Genomic DNA, 16054 nt, shown 5'->3' on the forward strand with positions numbered 1-16054 from the left:
CGGGCGAAGCCCTCAATGCATCAAAAGATGCGATGTGGCGCCAGGGCTGTTCCTAGGCTGGGCGGCGTCCCATTTGAGCCGCACAGTTCGGGGAATCTCCATCGTGACGACCCAGACCACCCACGCCCGCAGGAGCGAGGCCACCGACGGGGAACTGGCCGACCGCGCCGCCCAGGGCGACCACCAGGCTTTCGCCGAACTTGTGATCCGCCACCAGCCCCGTCTGCTCGCCGTCTGCCGGCGCATCACCCGCGACGAGGACGACGCCCGCGACGCCCTGCAGAACACGCTGATCCACGCCTGGCGGGGCATCGGCGGCTACGGCCGGCGCTCCTCGCCCGGGACCTGGCTCTGTCGGGTGGCCATCAACTCCGCGCTGGACGAGGTGCGCGGCCGCGGCCGACGCCCGTCCCCCGTACCCGAGTTACCGGAGCCGGCCGGGGCCGTGGCCGCCGAGGATCCGATGACGGCCCGGGTGGCGTTGGTGTGGGCGATGGGCCAACTGCCCTCGCGGACCCGGGAAACCGTCCTGCTCCGCGACCATTACGGCCTGTCCTACCAGGAGATAGCCGACCGCCAGCACACGACCACGGACGCCGTGCGGTCCTGTCTCGCCCGGGGCCGCAGGACCCTGGCAGGTCTGCTCGACGCGCCTCGTCGGCCTCGCGGGCGCGGTGCGCGCGAGCGGAGCCGGCCATGAGCGGGCCCCGGCCCGAGGACCCCCGCACAGCACTCCGGAAAGCCCCTTCCGGAAGCCACCGGACGGCTAGAATCCCCCCTTGTGACGATCGGCCGTCATCCGGGAGGTGGGGGAAACGGCAGACGGTTCCAGTGGGCGCGGCGCGGCATCCTCGCGTGCCCCCGGCGGCCGGTGGCCCCGGCGCAGTTTCATGGCCGATCTGGCCCCCGCCGATCTCGGCGCCTTCCTCCGGCTGGGAACCGTACGACAGTACGAGCCACCCGAAGTCCTCATGCTCGAAGGACACCTCGACACCGAGGTCTACCTTCTGGTCAACGGTTACGTCCGGGTGGAGGCCGACACAGCGGGTGGACAGAACGTCCTGCTCGCGCTGCGCACCCGGGGTGACCTCGTGGGGGAACTCGCGGCGCTCGACGCCGGCCCCCGGAGTGCGTCGGTCCGCGCGGCCACGACCGTCCTGGCGCACTCGATCTCGCGCCCCGAGTTCCTGCGGTACCTGCGTGCCCACCCGGACGCGTCCGACGCCGTCCAGCGCTCCGTCACGCGCAAGCTGCGCATGGCCACGCGCCACCGGGTGGACACCTCGGGCGCCCCGGTCCTCGTACGCGTCTGCGGCATCCTGGAGGGGCTGCTCGCGACGCACGGCCGTCCCACCGCCGAAGGTGCGCGACTGGACGTCCCCCTCAGCCGGCACGACCTGGCCGCTCTCGTCGGAGCGTCCCTGCCGAGCGTGCAGCGCGCGGTCTCCGAACTGCGCGGCCGCGGCATCCTGTCCACCAGCTACCTGCGCCTGGTCGTACACGACATCGACGCGCTGCGCGCGATCACCCGAGATGCGGGCGGCAACGACTGACCGCCCGGAAGGAGAGGCGTCCGATGGTCGGACGGAAGAAGAGCGGCGGCGGGACGGACCGTCGGCGGGTGAGCACCATCGTGGACATCGAGGAGTACAGCAAACGCACCTACCCGGAACAGCTCGAACTGCAGGAACGGCTCGACTGGGTGATGGGCAACGCCCTGCGGGCCGCGGGCCTCGACACCCGGAACTGCTACCGCCAAGAGCACGGGGACGCCTTGCTGTTCGTGCTTCCCGACTCGATCAGTGAGATCACCGTCGTACCCGCTCTCATCTCGGGCGTGCAGACCGCCCTCCATGAAGTGAACCGGGTTCCCGGTCGCGACACCCGTCGGATGCGGATGCGGATGGCCCTCGGCCAGGGAAGCACCACGAGCGGCGCGACGGGCGCGGTGGGACAGGGCCTCGTGCTGGTGACCGATCTGGTGGGCTCCGAACCCGCCCGTCGGGCACTGACCGCGCACAAGGACTGCGACCTGGCCTTCATCAGCGACGAGTCCTACTTCCGGGACGTCCTGAGCCAGGGGATCGACGGCCTGCCGGCGGGTGCGAACTCCATGGATCACGTCGTCAACAAGCGGAGCAGCGGCCCTCCCGAGATCGCGGTGTGGGTGGCGGCGTTCCCCGTGGCCCGCACCAACACACGGATACCCGTCTTCACCCCCGGTTCCTCGGGCTCCCTCGCCTCCGACTCCGCCTATCTGGTGGATCCCCGGGTACTGGCGGGCGGCGCCGCCCTCGCCGGCCTGGCGGCCGGCCGCCTCAGCAAGCGTCCGCCGGCGAAACCGGACACCGTCCCGCCTCCGGCACCGGCCGTTGCGCCGGCTTCCTGGCAGGGCAGCGTGCCGCTCCCGGCCACCGGACGTCTGCCGGGCGTTCCCGACCTGAATCTGCCGCGGGTACCGGAGACCTGGGAGCTGCCGGCCGCCGACGAGGCCGGTGACGGGAAACAGCAAGGGTACGAGGACCGGGGAGACGGGCAGGAACATACCGAGGAATGGGACCCGGACCGAGAAGCCGACGACGACGGCGACGACGGCCACGGTGAGGGGAGCGACGAGGAAGAGGACGTCGACTGGGACCTGGACGAAGGCGGGGACGACACCGCCCACGGGGACGAAACGGACTTCGGTGATGTGGGCGGCGGACTGGACGCATCCTTCCCGTACTGACCCGGGACTGCCCGGCCGTGCGGTTCAGCGGCCGGGCTCCGCGCGCCGGACGGCCGAGAAGTACAGCGCCTCGCACAGCTCCCGCGCCGCGCGCGCGTGGATGCGCACGCGTCGGTGGGGCGCCGTCTCGTACGCCCGCCACCGGCCGGCCTCCTGTGCCGCCCGTGCCGCCGTACCGGCGGGCGACAGCCCCTCCGGCAGCCCCAGGGACGCGGCCGCCGAGCGGCCGTGTACCAGGGCGGTGAGGGCGGCGGACCGCTCCGCGTCCAGGGTCATGCGCCCCGAGCCCTGGTCGGTCAGGGCGGCGGACAGGGCGATCTGACGCAGCGCCGGCTGTCGGCGGATCACGGTGAGCGCGGACCGCAGGTGTTCCCGCGGCCCGCCGGGCGGCAGGCTCCGGGCCACCGCGGTCAGGGAGCGGAGCGCGGTGACGGCACGCAGCGCGTCGGCCCGCTCGACGAACTCCTCCCGTACCCGGGCCTCCAGGGCGTCGAATCCCGAACGCTCCCGCAGACCGGCCAGCAGGGCACGGGTGCTCCGTCCGTCGCAGAGACCGACGGCCTCCCGGATTCCGTACCGGCCGAGGAGGGACAGCAGCCGCTGTCGTTCCTCAGCGTCGAGCGGGCCGTCGTACCAGGCCAGGAAGGTGTGGGGAGAGCGTAGGGCTTCGTCCAGCGGCCCGTCCGGCAAGCCGGCCAGGGCCGCCAGGGACTCGGTGTCCCTGTCGGTGAACCGTTCGCCCCGGGCCGCCTGGGCGAGCAGGCCGACGACCGGGACGACATCGCCGACCAGCCCCGACAGCCGCCGCGCGTAGGTGGTGCGCAGCCGGTGTGCCTGCGGCCAGGGGTCACCGATGCCGCGGCCCAGTTCGTCGATCCGGCTGAGTACGCCCAGCGCCCTGGCGGCCGTGACTCCCCGGCCGGACTGGCGGCGCAGCGCCTCCAGTGCCTCGACGTCCCCCTCGCCGGGGTGCGGCATCACGTAGAGCAGGGCGTCCGACCGGTCCAGGGCCGCCAGTGCGGGCGCGTCCAGGCCGCTGAGCGAGTCCATGCCCGGGGTGTCCACGATCCGGTAGGCGTTCTCCAGCGCGTGATTCGGTGCTTCCACGACGAGTTCGGCGATGTCCGAGGGATCCGCGCCCAAGGCGGCCGGATCGTCGGGCACTCCGCCTCCGGGCGCGGCGGGGACGTAGTTCCCCGAGCCGTCCCGCAGCCGGACCAGGACCCGGTTCTGGGTGCCCGGCCGGAACCAGGTCACCAGCCGGGTGCACTCGGTGGCCCCGGTCGCGGCGAGGGAGTGCCCCAGCAACGCGTTCACCAGCGTCGACTTCCCAGCGTTCAGGCGTCCTCCGACGGCGATCCGCAGCGTCGGCGCGGCCAGCCGCGCGGCCACCGCGCCCACTGCGACGGCGGCGGGGCCGGGCAGCCCGGGACCGAGCCCGGCGCAGAGTCCGGCCAGCGCGGCCACGGACGACCGCCCGGCCGGTGCGTCGGACCCCGTCGCCGCCACGTCCGGCTCGCTCACTGTGCGCCCCTCCCGGTCGGACCGGCCTCCGGTACGAGGGACCGTAGCCGGTCGAGCAGGCCGACGATTCGTGCCTGGCGGGCGCGGGACTCGGCCGCCTGCCGCGTGCGCTCGGCCTTCTCCTGGGCCAGCACGGCCCGCAGTTCCTTGAGTTCGGCGCGCAGTTCCGTCTCCCGCTCCTCCAGGACGAGAGTGATGGACCCGGCGAGCCGGCTGCTCGCGTCCGCCACGATGCCCTTGACCACGGGCGGTACCTCGGTGGTGAGTTCGGCGACGGTCTGGCTGAGGTGGCGGCGGGCGTCGCCTCGCACCCGAACCAGCTCGCCACGCCGGCGCCGCCGGGTCATCAGGGCTCCGATCACTCCGGCGCCCATCATGAGCGGGCCGAGCAGGGCTCCGCCGGTGATGACGGTGGTGATGCCGAAGACGACGCTGCCTCCGCTCCAGGCGAGGAGGGAGCGTTCGAGGAACGCGCCGGGGCCTTGCTGATCGTGGGCGGTGGGCGCCGGACGCTTGAGGTCGCGCAGCCGGTCCGGTAGCCGCAGGGCGGGGCCGCCGCCCGTGAGGGGGCCGCCCCGGGCGAGGTCCTGGCCCGCCCTGGCGGCTGCGGCCCCGCCCAGCGCGGCCTCGATCTCCCGGCCCGTCTCCTCGACGAGCCCGCGCACGCCCACCTCCAGAGCCGCCTCCAGCTCGGCCCACACGGCGCGCACCCCGCGTTCCAAGGACTCGGGCAGGTTTGTCCGTTCGGCCGTTCTGCGCGCCTTCGCGATCTCGTCCCCCGCGGCCGACCGCAGGTCGTTCACGCTCCGCTTGAAGGCGAGCTGGATCTCCTCCTCCACGCTCTTCGTCCGCTTCGCGAGGGACTTGCGCCAGATGGCGCCCTCCGTTTTCTCCCGGGCCAGTGTCTCCTGCAGCCGCTCCACTTCGGCGGCGCCCTCCGTGCCGCCCGAGGCGGCCGTGAGCATCCGGCGCGCCTGCTCGGCCAGGGGGACCAGCTCCCCGTGGATGACCTGTGCCACGTTCCCCATGCGCACGTCCACCGCCCGTTCGGCGATCATCCGCACCAGGGCCGAACCGAGCTCCCCGCAGCCGCCGGAGGCCCGTAGCCGTGCGGCCTTCTCCGGATCGCCGGCCTCCTCGGCCGCCACCGCGTCCTCCTCTTCCGCCGCGCTGACGGCGAACCAGGGGGCGTCGGCGTACCGCGGGGCGTGCTCCCGTACGAGGACCCGATCGCGTTCCAGCACCTCGCGCCAGTCCAGGTACTTGTCGGTCTTGGTGAGGACGAAGACCACGGTGGCGATCCGGTCCGTGGCCTTCTCCAGGAAGGCGAGTTCGGAGTCGGTCAGCTCGCCGGAGCCGTCGAGGACGAACAGCAGGGCGTCGGCGCGTCGCAGCGCGGCCATCGTGAGCTGCGCGTGCCCGGAGACGAGACCACCCACTCCGGGCGTGTCGACGAGGACCAGGCCCGGGCGGAGGACCTCCGCGGGCACCGACACGTCCAGGTGGCTGACATCCTGGTGCCGGGCCAGCTGGGTCTCGGGGTCCAGGGCCGCGAACTCGGCGATCCGCTCCAGGGGCACGGGCTCCGCCCGCGACGGGCCGCCCTCGGGACCGCGGTGGACGAGGGCCTCGGGCCGCTCGCCGTAGCGCACCAGCACGTGGACGCTGCTCGCCACGTCGATGTCCACGGGCAGCAGGCCCGGGCAGCCGGTCAGCGCGTTGATCAGCGAACTCTTGCCGCGCTTCTTCTCGCCGACGCAGACGATCACCGCACTGCCGGAGTGCAGGGCTTCGGTCTCGGCCAGGATCCGGGCGCCTCCGGGCTCCTCGACTCCCGCCTCCGCGGCGGCCTCGTACAGCAGGTCCGTCAGTGCTTGCAGCCGTGCGGCGCGGTCGGTGTCGTTCACGGGGTCTCCTCCGACGGCTCCTCGGTGGGTGGGGCGGCCGTGCCTCCGGGGTCCAGGTCGTCGAACAGCTTGCTGTCCGCGAACTCGCCCGGGGAGACGACCCGGCGGCCCGGCGGCGGCCCGGGCGGCAGCGGCAAGAGCGCCGGGGGCGGGGGCTGGGGCGTGGCCACAGCCGGGGAGGGCTTCGGTTTCCCCTTCTTCCCCTTGGGCTTCCACCGCAGCGCTTTTGTGACGTCCGCCGCCATCCTCTGCGTGGCGTCCGCCACCTTCTGCTTGGCGTCCGCGGCCTTCTGTGCGGCGTCCGTCGCCATCGCCCGGACACTGTCGAAGGTGCCGTCCGGCTTGTCCGACACGCGGGGTAGCGGCTCTCCCTGGGAGTCCGCCTCGACCGGCCGCTCCGGTTCCTCCGGATCCAGTTCCTCCGGATCCGTCTGCACCGGTTGAGGCTCCGCCGGGGGCGGCAGCCGCCGGGGCGCCGGAGCGCTCCGGAACACCGGTTCCTCGATGCCGGCCGCGCACACGTGGGTCAGCGGAGAGCGGGCGGGGATGACCGGTCGGTGCCATCCGGTCATCAGGACGCACGGCTCCGTCGACCGGACGGCCGCGTCCCAGTACGCACCGGCGCGGGCTGCGGGCAGTAGCCAGACGCCCGGCTCCGCCGCGTGCGGCAGTTCCAGGGGTTCCGGTCCCCGCGGCGCCCGGTCCTCCCGGCCCCAGGGAGCAGGGCCCGCCGGACTGGGCCCGCGCGGCTCGGGGGTGGCCTTCGCCTCCCATACGGGCTCCACGGCGCGCTCGTAGAGCTCGCTCGCCCAGCCCTGGTACCCCTCGGCCAGCCTGTCCAGGGTCGGCGCCGCGTCGGAGTCGGCCGGGCCGAGCCAGCCGACGAAGCAGTACAACGGACGTCCCCCGCTGTCGGTGCGGTGCCGTTCGCTGAGCAGTTCGGCGTCACAGGCACCGCCCACCAGTACCCGGCCCTCCTGGCGCGCGAACACCATGCGGCGGCCGTGTTCGAGGTCCCGGCCGTTCTGCACGGCCGCGGTGATCGTGGCACCGAGCCACCCGTCGGCGCGGGCGCCTTCGGGCAGCTCGCGCCACCACTGGTCGACGTAGCGGAGCCGGCCCAGGACCACCGGGCTCCACGCTCCGCCGGTCACGAATTGTCCTCCGGCCAGTTCATGTAGATCTTGCCGTCCTTGATGATGGGGAAGTTCTCGAACGTCGCCATCATCTGGTCGGCCTGCGTCTGGCGGGTGTTGATCCCGTCCTCGATCGCCGACTTCTCGGCCTGCTGTGCCAGGGCGGACGCCTCCGCGGAGAGGATCTTCTTGCGCTTGCCCAGGAGCAGGGACTTCGAGCGCAGCTCGGCCAGCATTTCCTGACTCACCGTCAACCTCACCTGCGCGCCGACCAGTTGCTGCTCCTGCGCCCTCAGCGTCTCCGTCAGGTAGTACCAGAGGGAGAAGCAGATCGGCACGTGGAGATACTGGGGGCGGATCAGGGACGGATCCACGCGTCCGTTCTCCGTCTGGGACCTCTTGAACGTCCCGATCTGGACGGGGCAGACGAGGGTCGTCATGCCCTGCTCGAAGAGGGGGCTCAGGAGCTTCCGCATGTTGAGCGTGGCGGTCTTGAACGCCTTGGCGGTGGACATGCCCGAGGCCACGGACAGCATGTCCATCTTGGTGATCAGCAGCACGATGGACGGCGGGGGATTGCCCGCGGCCGTCCTGCCCGCGTGCGCCGCCCTGATGATCTGGCTGAGCCGGGCCGGGCCCATCCGGCCACTGGAGAAGTTCGCCCCCTCCTCGGCACCTTCCTTGACCCAGGTGCCGAGCGCCTCGCCGTCCAGGACGACGTAGAGGCTGTCGGTCTTCGGCAGGTGCTCCTTCCACTGTTCGATGTCCGGCTGGGCGTCGGCCTTGCGGCCGCTCTCGTACGCGGCACCTCCCCGGAAGTCGGTCCACGTCATGTCGAGCAGGGGGGTCAGCTGACGGGCGAACCGGAAGGCGTACTCCTGCGGGGCCTGGCCACCCCGAGGCACGTCTCCCGTATCCAGCAGCCGTTCCCAGGCTTCCTGCAGGTCGACGTCGTCGTCAGGATCGATGGTGTAGAGGAAGTAGTCGTGGAACCCGGCCGACAGGCGCGCGTACATGCCGTGCATGAAGGTGGTCTTGCCGGTGTTGGTGCCGCCTGCCAGTGTCACGGTGAGCTGCGGAATCTCCATGGGAGTACCTCCGGTCCGAAGGGTTCGCAAGGGTGCGGAAGGTCAAGGGTTCGCGGGTTCGCGCGAGTCAGAAGGAGTCGACGTTCCGGAGCAGTCCGTCCAACCGGTCCGCCGGCGTCAGCAGCGGCTGGAGCCGGGCATGCTCCGCCCGGGCCTCCTCGAGAGCCTCCTCGCTGATGCGCCGCCAGCTCTTCGAACTGTCGAGCCAGCTCAGGACCCGGTCCAGCAGGGTGTCCTGGCCGGCCGCCGCGATACCACGACGTAGGGCCTCGTCGGCGTCGGCCGCGGCCCGCTCGGCCCGGCTGATGAGGCCCGAGTTCAGCAGCCAGAGGGCCGGGATCTGGACGTTCGACGGGCGCGGCCCGCACACCAGGGGGACGAAGGCCCCGCGGACGTTGGGGTTCGCACCGGCCTGCTCGGCGAGACCGGCGAAGGGCTCTTTCAGGCGCTCCATCACGGACGAGCCGCGCCCTTCCACGAGGTCGAACTTGGTCAGGGCGATGACCAGCGGGGTCCTGCGCCCCTCCCGCTCGCCGAGGGCCCGCACCACGGCCGTGGTCATGGAGCGGACGAGCCTGCTCTGACCGGCGGCGAGCAGTTCCGGCGCCTCGGCGAACAGCATGATCCCGTCCGCGGCCCTGAGGTCCTCCTGCAGCTGTCCCACGTCGGCGTTGGAGGCCCTCGTCTCGGTGAGGGCCTTTCCCCTGTGGTCGCGCCACCGGAACGGCAGGACGTCCTGGTCCTGATAGCGCAGGACCAGGTCGTGGACCTCCGGCGCCGTGGTCTTGCGGGGGTAGGCGCCCGCCAGCACGCTCCGGCCGGTGTCCGTCAGGGTCTGATGGGCGTAGGGGTCGGCGGCCCGGCAGGAGAACCCGCCCACCCCCTCCCCGAGCCAGCGGTACATGAGCGACAGGTACGTCGTCTTGCCCGCGTCGGTGCCACCGAGCATCACCACGTCCATCTACGGTCCCCTCCTCGCATACTCACTTGAACAGGTCCCCGTCCTTGGCGAAGACGTACGGAGCCTTCCGCGGGCGCTCCTCGGTGGCCGCCACCGTGCTGCCGAGCCTCGCGGCCCCCAGTACGGTCGCGTTGACCGGATCGGGCAGCAGGTCCGGTACTCCGGTGCCGACCGCGTCGGCGAGCAGTTCCGACAGCAGGGGCGTGCGGGCGGCGCCACCGGCCAGCAACACCGCGTACGGGGCGCCGTGCCCGGAGACCAGCCGGCGGAGCATCTCGGCCGCCCGGTGCAGCGGCCGCCGTGCCACCTCTTCGAACTCGGCCCTGCGGAGCAGGAATTCACTGTCCTGACCGGGCACCACCAGAGCGGCTCCCGTGGAGGCCGACAAGGTCTCGCGGACACCGGTGAGGTCCTCGCGCAGCAGGGCCCGGGCGCGGGTCCCCTCGGGCCCCTGCCTGTCGAGCAGCAGCCGCCACGCGTCGGGGCCGACAGCGGTCGCCCGGCCCTCCACCAGCCCGAACAGGGCTTCGTCCAGGTCGTGGCCGCCGCTCGCGACCTCGCCCAGGGACACGTGGCCGGTCCTGCCGTGCCGCACGAGGGCGATCCGCAGCCCGGTGGCCCCTGCGTCGCAGACGGCCAGCGGGGTGTCCAGGGGCAGCTCGGCCCGGCGCGCGGACCAGCACGACGCGACGGCCAGTGGAGCCGGCACCCAGCGAGGGTCCGGCAGCCCGGCGGCGGCGACGGCCCGTCCCAGATCCTGTCGTTCCGCGAGTCCCCACCGGGCCGGAACGACCATCGTCAGCTCGGCCGGCGCCGAGCGGCCGAACCCCGGCCAGGCATCCCGCGCCACGCGCGTGAGCAGCGCCGCCACCAGGTCGGCGGAAGCCACCGGCTCCCCTCCCAGCAGTACGCCGTCCCCTCCGGTCAGCGTGTGCAGGGGCATGGTCTCGGCCCGCTCGGGTGCGGTCCGGGCGAGCCGTACCGCCTCGGGGCCGGTCAGCAGCCGGCCGTCCAGGTCCCGCAGAACGGTCGCCGGTATGACCGGCAACGGTCCGATTCCCCCTTCGCCGTCCCAGTAGGCCGACTTGACGAACGCCCCGCCGATGTCCACGGCGAGCCCCCAACCGCCCCCTCGCGGCACGTGGCCCCGCCTCCTCCCCGTCGTCCGGTCCGGGCGGGCGGCGTCCGTTACTCCGCCCGCACACCTTGGACGCCGCGCGAGGGGTATTCGTGTCACGCCGATGGTGATTCGTCACGGCGGTTCACCGCGACGGCAGGTGTTCCGGGCGCAGGGGGCCGAAGGTGTCGCGGGTGGCGCCGACGGCATCGGGCCGGCCGGTGCGTCGCGTACCACTCGGCACGCTCGTGATCGATGAACGCGGTCAACACATCGACAGTCGCGGCGGGTTGCTCGTCGGGAATGAAGTGTCCGGCTCGTGGGATGACGACGCCGGTCGCGTTCTCGGCCCACGGACCGACGGAGGCGGCCATGTCGGGGATCGAGCCGTGGGAGCTGGAGATTCCCAGGATCGGGACGGTCAAGTGCCCCCGTTCGAGAGCGTCATGGTTCTTACGCGCTGATTCCCCGGCGTCGCGGTAGTAGGCGAGCGACGCCGAAAGCCCTCCCTCGGCCGCGATGGCGGCGGCGTAGTGGTCGATCTCGGCGCCGTCGAAGGTGTGCGGGGACAGAGCTTTGACCTTCAAGAACCATTCGACGTAGTCACGTTCGCGGCCGGTGAGCAGGGTCTCGGGCAGTTCGGGCACCAGGTGGAAGGCGAAGTGCCAGGTCTTCCAGGCCCGGTCGGGGTCCGTCGGGACGGAGGCCGGGAGGGTGATTCCGGGGATGCCGGCGTCGAGCAGGGCGACACCGTGCAGGCGCTCTTCGTACTTCAGGGCCAGCGAGAAGGCGACCCAGGCCCCGATGTCGTGGGCGACGAGCCAGTACTTCGGCACGTCGAGCGCCGTCAGCGCGGCCTGGACACGCGAAGCGACGGTGTGCGTGTCGTAGCCGCCTCGGGGGCGGTCGGAGTGGCCCTGCCCCGGCAGGTCGATCGCGATCACGTGGAATCGCTCGGCAAGACCTGGCATCACTTTGCGCCATGCCCACCAGGTCTGCGGGAATCCGGCGAGCAGGACGACGGTGGGTCCGGCCGGCCGGCCGCCTTCCACGGCATGAAGTCGGATTCCTTCCGCGTCGACCCAGCGGTGGGTGAAACCCGCAAGGTCGTACAACGGCAACCCGGGGAACGGGTTCTGGTCGCGGGAGCGGTTCGGGCCAGGGCGTCGGCGGTCATGTTCGGAGCCTACTGCATCTTGAACTGATCAGTTCAAGATAGGATGGGTAGGGCCACAACGGCTGGTACGAGAACGAGGTGCATGCGTGATGGCCGGGAAGAAGCAGTTCGACGTGGGCATCGCGCTCGACGCGGCGATGCTCCAGTTCTGGCGGGCCGGATACGCCGATACCTCGCTCGACGACCTCTCCAGGGCGACCGGGTTGAACCGCAGTTCCATCTACTCCTCGTTCGGCGACAAGGATTCGCTCTACCTGCGCTGCCTGGACCGCTACGCCGCGCGGTACGGAACCAGGTACGACCAGGCGCTTTCCTGCGCGTCCGAGGAGCCGCTCCAGGCGGTACGGGCGTTCTTCGAGGTCACCCTGCAGCGCATCGCCGACCCTGACGTACCCGATGGATGTCTGATCGCCCAGACCGCGATGGCGGCACCGGCACTCAGCCCCACCATCGCCGCACGCGCGATCGCAGCCCTGGACTTGCAGCATGCGCGGCTGCGGACCGCCTTGAACGCCGCGCAGTTGGCCGAAGGCGATGCCGACGACTTCGCGGTTCACCTGACGGCGGTCAACCAGTCGCTGGCCGTGATGAGCAGGACCGGGGTGAGCCGGAAGCAGCTCCGCGCGGTCATCGACATCAGCGTGGGTGCGCTCTCGCACGCCGTGCGTGCCCGGAGCTGACCTCGCCGTTTCGCCTGGGCGTGGCGGCTGTTGGGGCGGAGCCGTCCTCGCGGACCCGGCGATGCCGGGGGATCTCCGGAGTGCTGCCACTGTGCCTTCGCGCCCCACTACCGCGGCCGGTCGGACAGGCGCCCCAGTAGCGCGCCTTGGCCGGACTGGAGAATGTGCGCGGCTTCCAGCGGGATCCAGAAGCACTCGAAGGATGTCGGCCTCTGCTCGCCGTCGTGGTCCTCCTGGCTCATCCACCGCTCCGGCGTCGGCTCGGTCAGCTCCAGGTGGAAGACGTGCCGGTGCTGGATCTCGAACCGGTACGGGCTGATGTCGTACTCGGTCTCGCCGAGCTTGCGGACGATCCTGAAGTCCGACAGGCCGGTCTCCTCGCGCGCCTCGCGTAGGGCCGCGGCTTCCGGGGTCTCACCGGGGCGGAGGCTGCCTGCGGGCACCTGGATGCCGACCTCCTCGTAGGAGTGGTCGGTGTGGCGGAACACCAGCAGGCGTCCGTCACGGACGACGTAGACGAGGACCTTCTCCTTCGTGACCTTCTCGGGCAAGGCGACTACCTCCAGTTGTTTCAGGAAGTGATGCGTGGGCCAGGCCCGGTGGAGGCCCGGATCGCGGCTCTCGAAGTCCGCTCTCGCAGAAAACGGGAGATTCCGGATTCGGCCAGTACGCATCTGTTTTGCGCCGGTCAGGGCGGATTCGGGTGTCGGGTTGTCCGGTAAGTGTTGTCCTGGAGGAGCTGCGCCCGTCAGGGCAAGCGTCGGACTGCGTAACCAGGGGGTCTTCAGCGATGGCTTCTCTGCACTACGACATACTCACCGATCCGGCTCCGCTGCACGTCCCGGTCGCGGGCGAGGAACGCCGGGGATCGGTCTACATCGTCGTCTCCAATCCGACCATGGACGAGGTGATCTGGTACTCCATCGAGATACGGGTGCCCTGCGGTCAGGCGGACGGTGATCTGACGGCACATCCGAAGACGATCACCGCGCGGGTCGAGCGGAACACGGCGACGAAGCAGGGGGAGGAGCCGATCGTCGCCTGGGACGACAACACGGGTGTCCTCACCGTGACCGCCCGGCCGAACACGCTGTTCCAGGAGGCCGGCTCCATGGCCCTGGTCCTGGACGGCTTCCCCGTCTCCAGCGCGTCCGGCCTGGTGCTGCTGAGGGTGACGGAGAGGGCGGCGAACGGTGCCAGGGTGCAGAAGAACCCCGTGACCTTGAGTCTGCTGAAGCAGCTGCCGAAGGTTCCGCGCAACTTCCGTGCGAAGCGGACCCTGGTGGCCGGCGGCCAGGACGTCGTCCTGCAGTGGGACGGGCCCGACACCCTCGCCTACCGGATCCAGGGTCCGGACGGCGCCCAGGAGACGGTTGCGCCGAGGCAGGGCACGGCCGGCTGGCAGTGGTCGCCGACGGCGGGTCAGGAGCCGAAGCGGGACGCCACGTACACCCTGATCGCCACCTCCCCGGGCGGGCAGCAGCCCGGCTACTTCCTCACCACCACCGTCCACCTGCGCAGCCCCGAGTTCGAGAGCGTCACCGCGACGACCGGTGTCCACAGCCCGTGGGTCGAGGGCACGACCGACAAGGGCCGGATCCTCTTCACCGCGCGGGGCGCCCAGATCCGCGACGCCGCCGACGACCTCGGCACCCTCTCCGCCGCCCGGACCGACGTCGAGACCGTGACCGCGGACCTGGTCCGTGGGCGTGAGAGCGACGCCGGTTCGATCCGGTTCCCGTCCGACGGAATCAGCGTCGGCCGCGGCGGTGGAAACGACTTGGGAACCGTCACGGCCGACAAGATCAGCGTGCACGGCATCAACACCGAGTGGGTGGGGGACCGGGACTCGGGCAAGGGATGGGTCGAGTTCCCGCAGTCGGGCGTGAACGTCCGCAAGGACGGAAAGCAGGACTGGGGCACCGTCGCCGCCGACCTGGCGGACCTGAACGGCATCAACACCAAGTGGGTGCAGGGCCGCACGGCCGCCGACGGATGGATCGAGTTCCCCGCCTCCGGCATGAACGTGTTCCAGGGCGCCGGAAGCCGCCAGTGGGGGACCGTCGCGGCCGACAAGGCGGACCTGAACGACCTGGCCACCCACCGGGCCCAGGTCAAGGAACGGCTCACCCTCCAGGGCGGGTTGAGCGTCGACAACGTACTGGAGACGCAGGACGGCCCGCCCCGGCTGATCGTCCACGGCCGCCTGGACGCCGAGGGCGAGGTGAAGGCCGACGGCACGGTCACCGTCACCGGAGACCTCACCACCCTCGGCATGCTGCGCGTTCGAGGCGAGTCGCGCCTGCAGGGGAAGGTGAACGCCGGCGCGCATCTGTCGGTCCGCAACGGAGACGCCTGGATCATGCACACGAACGACGGGAAGGTGGCGATCAACGGCGACCTGCGCGTCCACGGGGCATTCCGCTCCGATTCCTGAACCGGACGCCACCGCGGGCGGGCCCTGCGCGAGCCCGGCCGGGGGAGCTTCGGACGGCCTCCGGGGGTCTGGACGGACCCCCGGACGGCTCGTCGGGACCCGCAACCACCAAGCGTGGGGTTGCTGGGTTGTGGGGTTACTTGGCGCCGAGGCCGGCGTCGGAGACCTCGGGCTTGCCGGCGGCCTTGAGGACCTTGTTGAGGAGGGTCAGGTCGTAGATGCCGGCGAGGTCGGGCTGCTCGATGAGCTTGGCCTTGACCGCCCACTCCGACTGGGTCTTCAGGGTCGCGGCGAGCGGGTCGTCGGTGATGGCGATGCTGGGCCAGGCGGGGTCGATGACCTTCGGGTCGAGCGGCTTGCCGCCCTCGGCTTCGAGGCGGGCGTTGGCGGAGGCCTTCGCCTTGTCCTGGTTGGCGTGGATCCACTCGTTGGTCTTGACGGTGCCGCGGAGCACGGCCTCGACGACGTCCGGGTGTTCCTTGAGGAACTTCTGGGACACGATGATGTTCGTGATCACGAACTTCTTGTCGGGCCACAGGGCGGTCTCGTCGAGGAGGACGGAGCCGCCGTCGGAGACGAGCTTGGAGGCGGTGGGTTCCGGTACCCAGGCGCCGTCGATGGAGCCCTGCTTGAAGGCGTCGGGGGTGACCTTGTTGTCGGTGCGGACGACGGAGACGTCGCCCTTGCCGGACTCGGGGTCGACCTTCCAGCCCTTCTCGGAGATCCAGTTGAGGAAGGCCACGTCCTGCGTGTTCCCCTTCTGGGGGGTGGCGATCTTCTTGCCCTTGAGGTCGTCCAGGGTCTTGATCTTGTCGGGGTTCACGACGAGCTTGACGCCGCCGGAGGCCGAGCCGGAGATGATCCGCAGGTTGGAGCCCTTGGACTTGACGTAGCCGTTGATCGACGGGGAGGGGCCGATGAAGCCGATGTCGAGAGAGCCGCCGTTGAGGGCTTCGATCTCGGACGGGCCGGCGTTGAAGGACTGCGGCTTGATCTTGGTGCCGTTCAGTTCCTTCTCGATCAGGCCTTCCTGGAGGCCGACCAGCGCGGTGGCGTGCGTCAGGTTCGGGAAGTACCCGATCCGCACCTCGGAAGCCGAGAGCTTCTTGCCCGCGTCGGCCGCGGTGGTGGCGGCCTTGTCGTCCTCCTTCTTCGCCTCGGAACCGTAGCCGCAGGCGGTGAGCAGGAGGGGAAGGGTCGCGGTGACGGCGAGGGCGCGCAGGGCGGTGAGCGGTCTTGCGGCAGACACGGGGTGTCCTTTCACGGGATGGTGTTCAGCGAGGTACGGGGACGAAGACG

At 71.3% G+C, this 16054-nt stretch carries 14 protein-coding genes; 5 read left to right on the plus strand and 9 right to left on the minus strand.

The genetic code is table 11. The features are described from left to right. The first annotated feature begins 103 nt into the window (after positions 1-103). The 3 genes from OG624_RS35740 (at position 104) to OG624_RS35750 (ending at position 2728) form a co-directional block, all read left to right on the plus strand. Positions 104-700, plus strand: a complete 597-nt coding sequence (locus tag OG624_RS35740) for an RNA polymerase sigma factor (RefSeq protein WP_371589273.1) — start codon at positions 104-106, stop codon at positions 698-700. Between the two features lie 190 nt (positions 701-890). Then, the gene (locus OG624_RS35745) at positions 891-1553 is read left to right on the plus strand and encodes a Crp/Fnr family transcriptional regulator (RefSeq protein WP_371589274.1); all 663 of its coding nucleotides are present in this window, start codon (positions 891-893) and stop codon (positions 1551-1553) included. A gap of 23 nt (positions 1554-1576) precedes the next feature. After that, positions 1577-2728, plus strand: coding sequence for a hypothetical protein (locus OG624_RS35750; RefSeq protein WP_371640342.1), 1152 nt, complete (start codon positions 1577-1579; stop codon positions 2726-2728). A 24-nt stretch (positions 2729-2752) separates the two neighbouring features. Here OG624_RS35750 and OG624_RS35755 read toward each other — a convergent pair whose 3' ends face one another. From OG624_RS35755 to OG624_RS35785, 7 genes are all read right to left on the minus strand, one after another. After that, a complete protein-coding gene (locus OG624_RS35755) occupies positions 2753-4252 on the minus strand; it encodes a dynamin family protein (RefSeq protein WP_371640343.1) in 1500 nt (499 codons plus the stop codon). Then, the gene (locus OG624_RS35760) at positions 4249-6159 is read right to left on the minus strand and encodes a dynamin family protein (RefSeq protein ID WP_371640344.1); all 1911 of its coding nucleotides are present in this window, start codon (positions 6157-6159) and stop codon (positions 4249-4251) included. Before OG624_RS35760 ends, OG624_RS35755 begins: the two co-directional genes overlap by 4 nt. Beyond that, positions 6156-7313 (minus strand): hypothetical protein, encoded by a 1158-nt coding sequence (locus tag OG624_RS35765; protein ID WP_371640345.1) that lies wholly within the window; start codon positions 7311-7313, stop codon positions 6156-6158. Before OG624_RS35765 ends, OG624_RS35760 begins: the two co-directional genes overlap by 4 nt. Further along, positions 7310-8383, minus strand: coding sequence for a hypothetical protein (locus OG624_RS35770; RefSeq protein ID WP_371640346.1), 1074 nt, complete (start codon positions 8381-8383; stop codon positions 7310-7312). The genes OG624_RS35765 and OG624_RS35770 overlap by 4 nt, the downstream gene beginning before the upstream one ends. 67 nt (positions 8384-8450) lie before the next feature. Beyond that, on the minus strand, positions 8451-9344 hold the full coding sequence (locus OG624_RS35775) for a TRAFAC clade GTPase domain-containing protein (RefSeq protein WP_371640347.1): 894 nt from the start codon (positions 9342-9344) through the stop codon (positions 8451-8453). A 22-nt stretch (positions 9345-9366) separates the two neighbouring features. Then, positions 9367-10485 carry an Hsp70 family protein gene (locus tag OG624_RS35780; protein WP_371640348.1) on the minus strand — a complete coding sequence of 373 codons (1119 nt, stop codon included), beginning with the start codon at positions 10483-10485 and terminating at the stop codon, positions 9367-9369. Positions 10486-10577: 92 nt separating this feature from the next. Further along, positions 10578-11582, minus strand: coding sequence for an alpha/beta fold hydrolase (locus tag OG624_RS35785; RefSeq protein ID WP_371640349.1), 1005 nt, complete (start codon positions 11580-11582; stop codon positions 10578-10580). 145 nt (positions 11583-11727) lie between these two features. Here OG624_RS35785 and OG624_RS35790 point away from each other — a divergent pair, with 145 nt between their 5' ends. Further along, positions 11728-12318: a TetR/AcrR family transcriptional regulator gene (locus OG624_RS35790; protein WP_371640350.1), complete on the plus strand. Its 591-nt coding sequence runs from the start codon at positions 11728-11730 to the stop codon at positions 12316-12318. 107 nt (positions 12319-12425) lie between these two features. Here OG624_RS35790 and OG624_RS35795 read toward each other — a convergent pair whose 3' ends face one another. Beyond that, the gene (locus OG624_RS35795; RefSeq protein ID WP_371640351.1) at positions 12426-12869 is read right to left on the minus strand and encodes an NUDIX hydrolase; all 444 of its coding nucleotides are present in this window, start codon (positions 12867-12869) and stop codon (positions 12426-12428) included. Between the two features lie 239 nt (positions 12870-13108). Between OG624_RS35795 and OG624_RS35800 the strand changes: the two genes are divergently transcribed. Further along, positions 13109-14755 (plus strand): hypothetical protein, encoded by a 1647-nt coding sequence (locus OG624_RS35800; protein WP_371640352.1) that lies wholly within the window; start codon positions 13109-13111, stop codon positions 14753-14755. A gap of 136 nt (positions 14756-14891) precedes the next feature. Here the strand turns inward: OG624_RS35800 and OG624_RS35805 are convergent, their stop codons facing one another. Further along, the gene (locus tag OG624_RS35805; RefSeq protein WP_371640353.1) at positions 14892-16004 is read right to left on the minus strand and encodes an ABC transporter substrate-binding protein; all 1113 of its coding nucleotides are present in this window, start codon (positions 16002-16004) and stop codon (positions 14892-14894) included. Positions 16005-16054: the final 50 nt, after the last annotated feature.

Source organism: Streptomyces virginiae (assembly GCF_041432505.1).
Lineage (GTDB): Bacteria > Actinomycetota > Actinomycetes > Streptomycetales > Streptomycetaceae > Streptomyces > Streptomyces virginiae_A.

Excerpts from the sequence above, each read along its gene's own strand:
- OG624_RS35750 (WP_371640342.1), top strand. The coding sequence starts at position 1,577 with ATGGTCGGACGGAAGAAGAGCGGCGGCGGGACGGACCGTCGGCGGGTG.
- OG624_RS35745 (WP_371589274.1), top strand. The coding sequence starts at position 891 with ATGGCCGATCTGGCCCCCGCCGATCTCGGCGCCTTCCTCCGGCTGGGA.
- OG624_RS35790 (WP_371640350.1), top strand. The coding sequence starts at position 11,728 with ATGGCCGGGAAGAAGCAGTTCGACGTGGGCATCGCGCTCGACGCGGCG.
- OG624_RS35770 (WP_371640346.1), bottom strand. The coding sequence starts at position 8,383 with ATGGAGATTCCGCAGCTCACCGTGACACTGGCAGGCGGCACCAACACC.
- OG624_RS35775 (WP_371640347.1), bottom strand. The coding sequence starts at position 9,344 with ATGGACGTGGTGATGCTCGGTGGCACCGACGCGGGCAAGACGACGTAC.
- OG624_RS35800 (WP_371640352.1), top strand. The coding sequence starts at position 13,109 with ATGGCTTCTCTGCACTACGACATACTCACCGATCCGGCTCCGCTGCAC.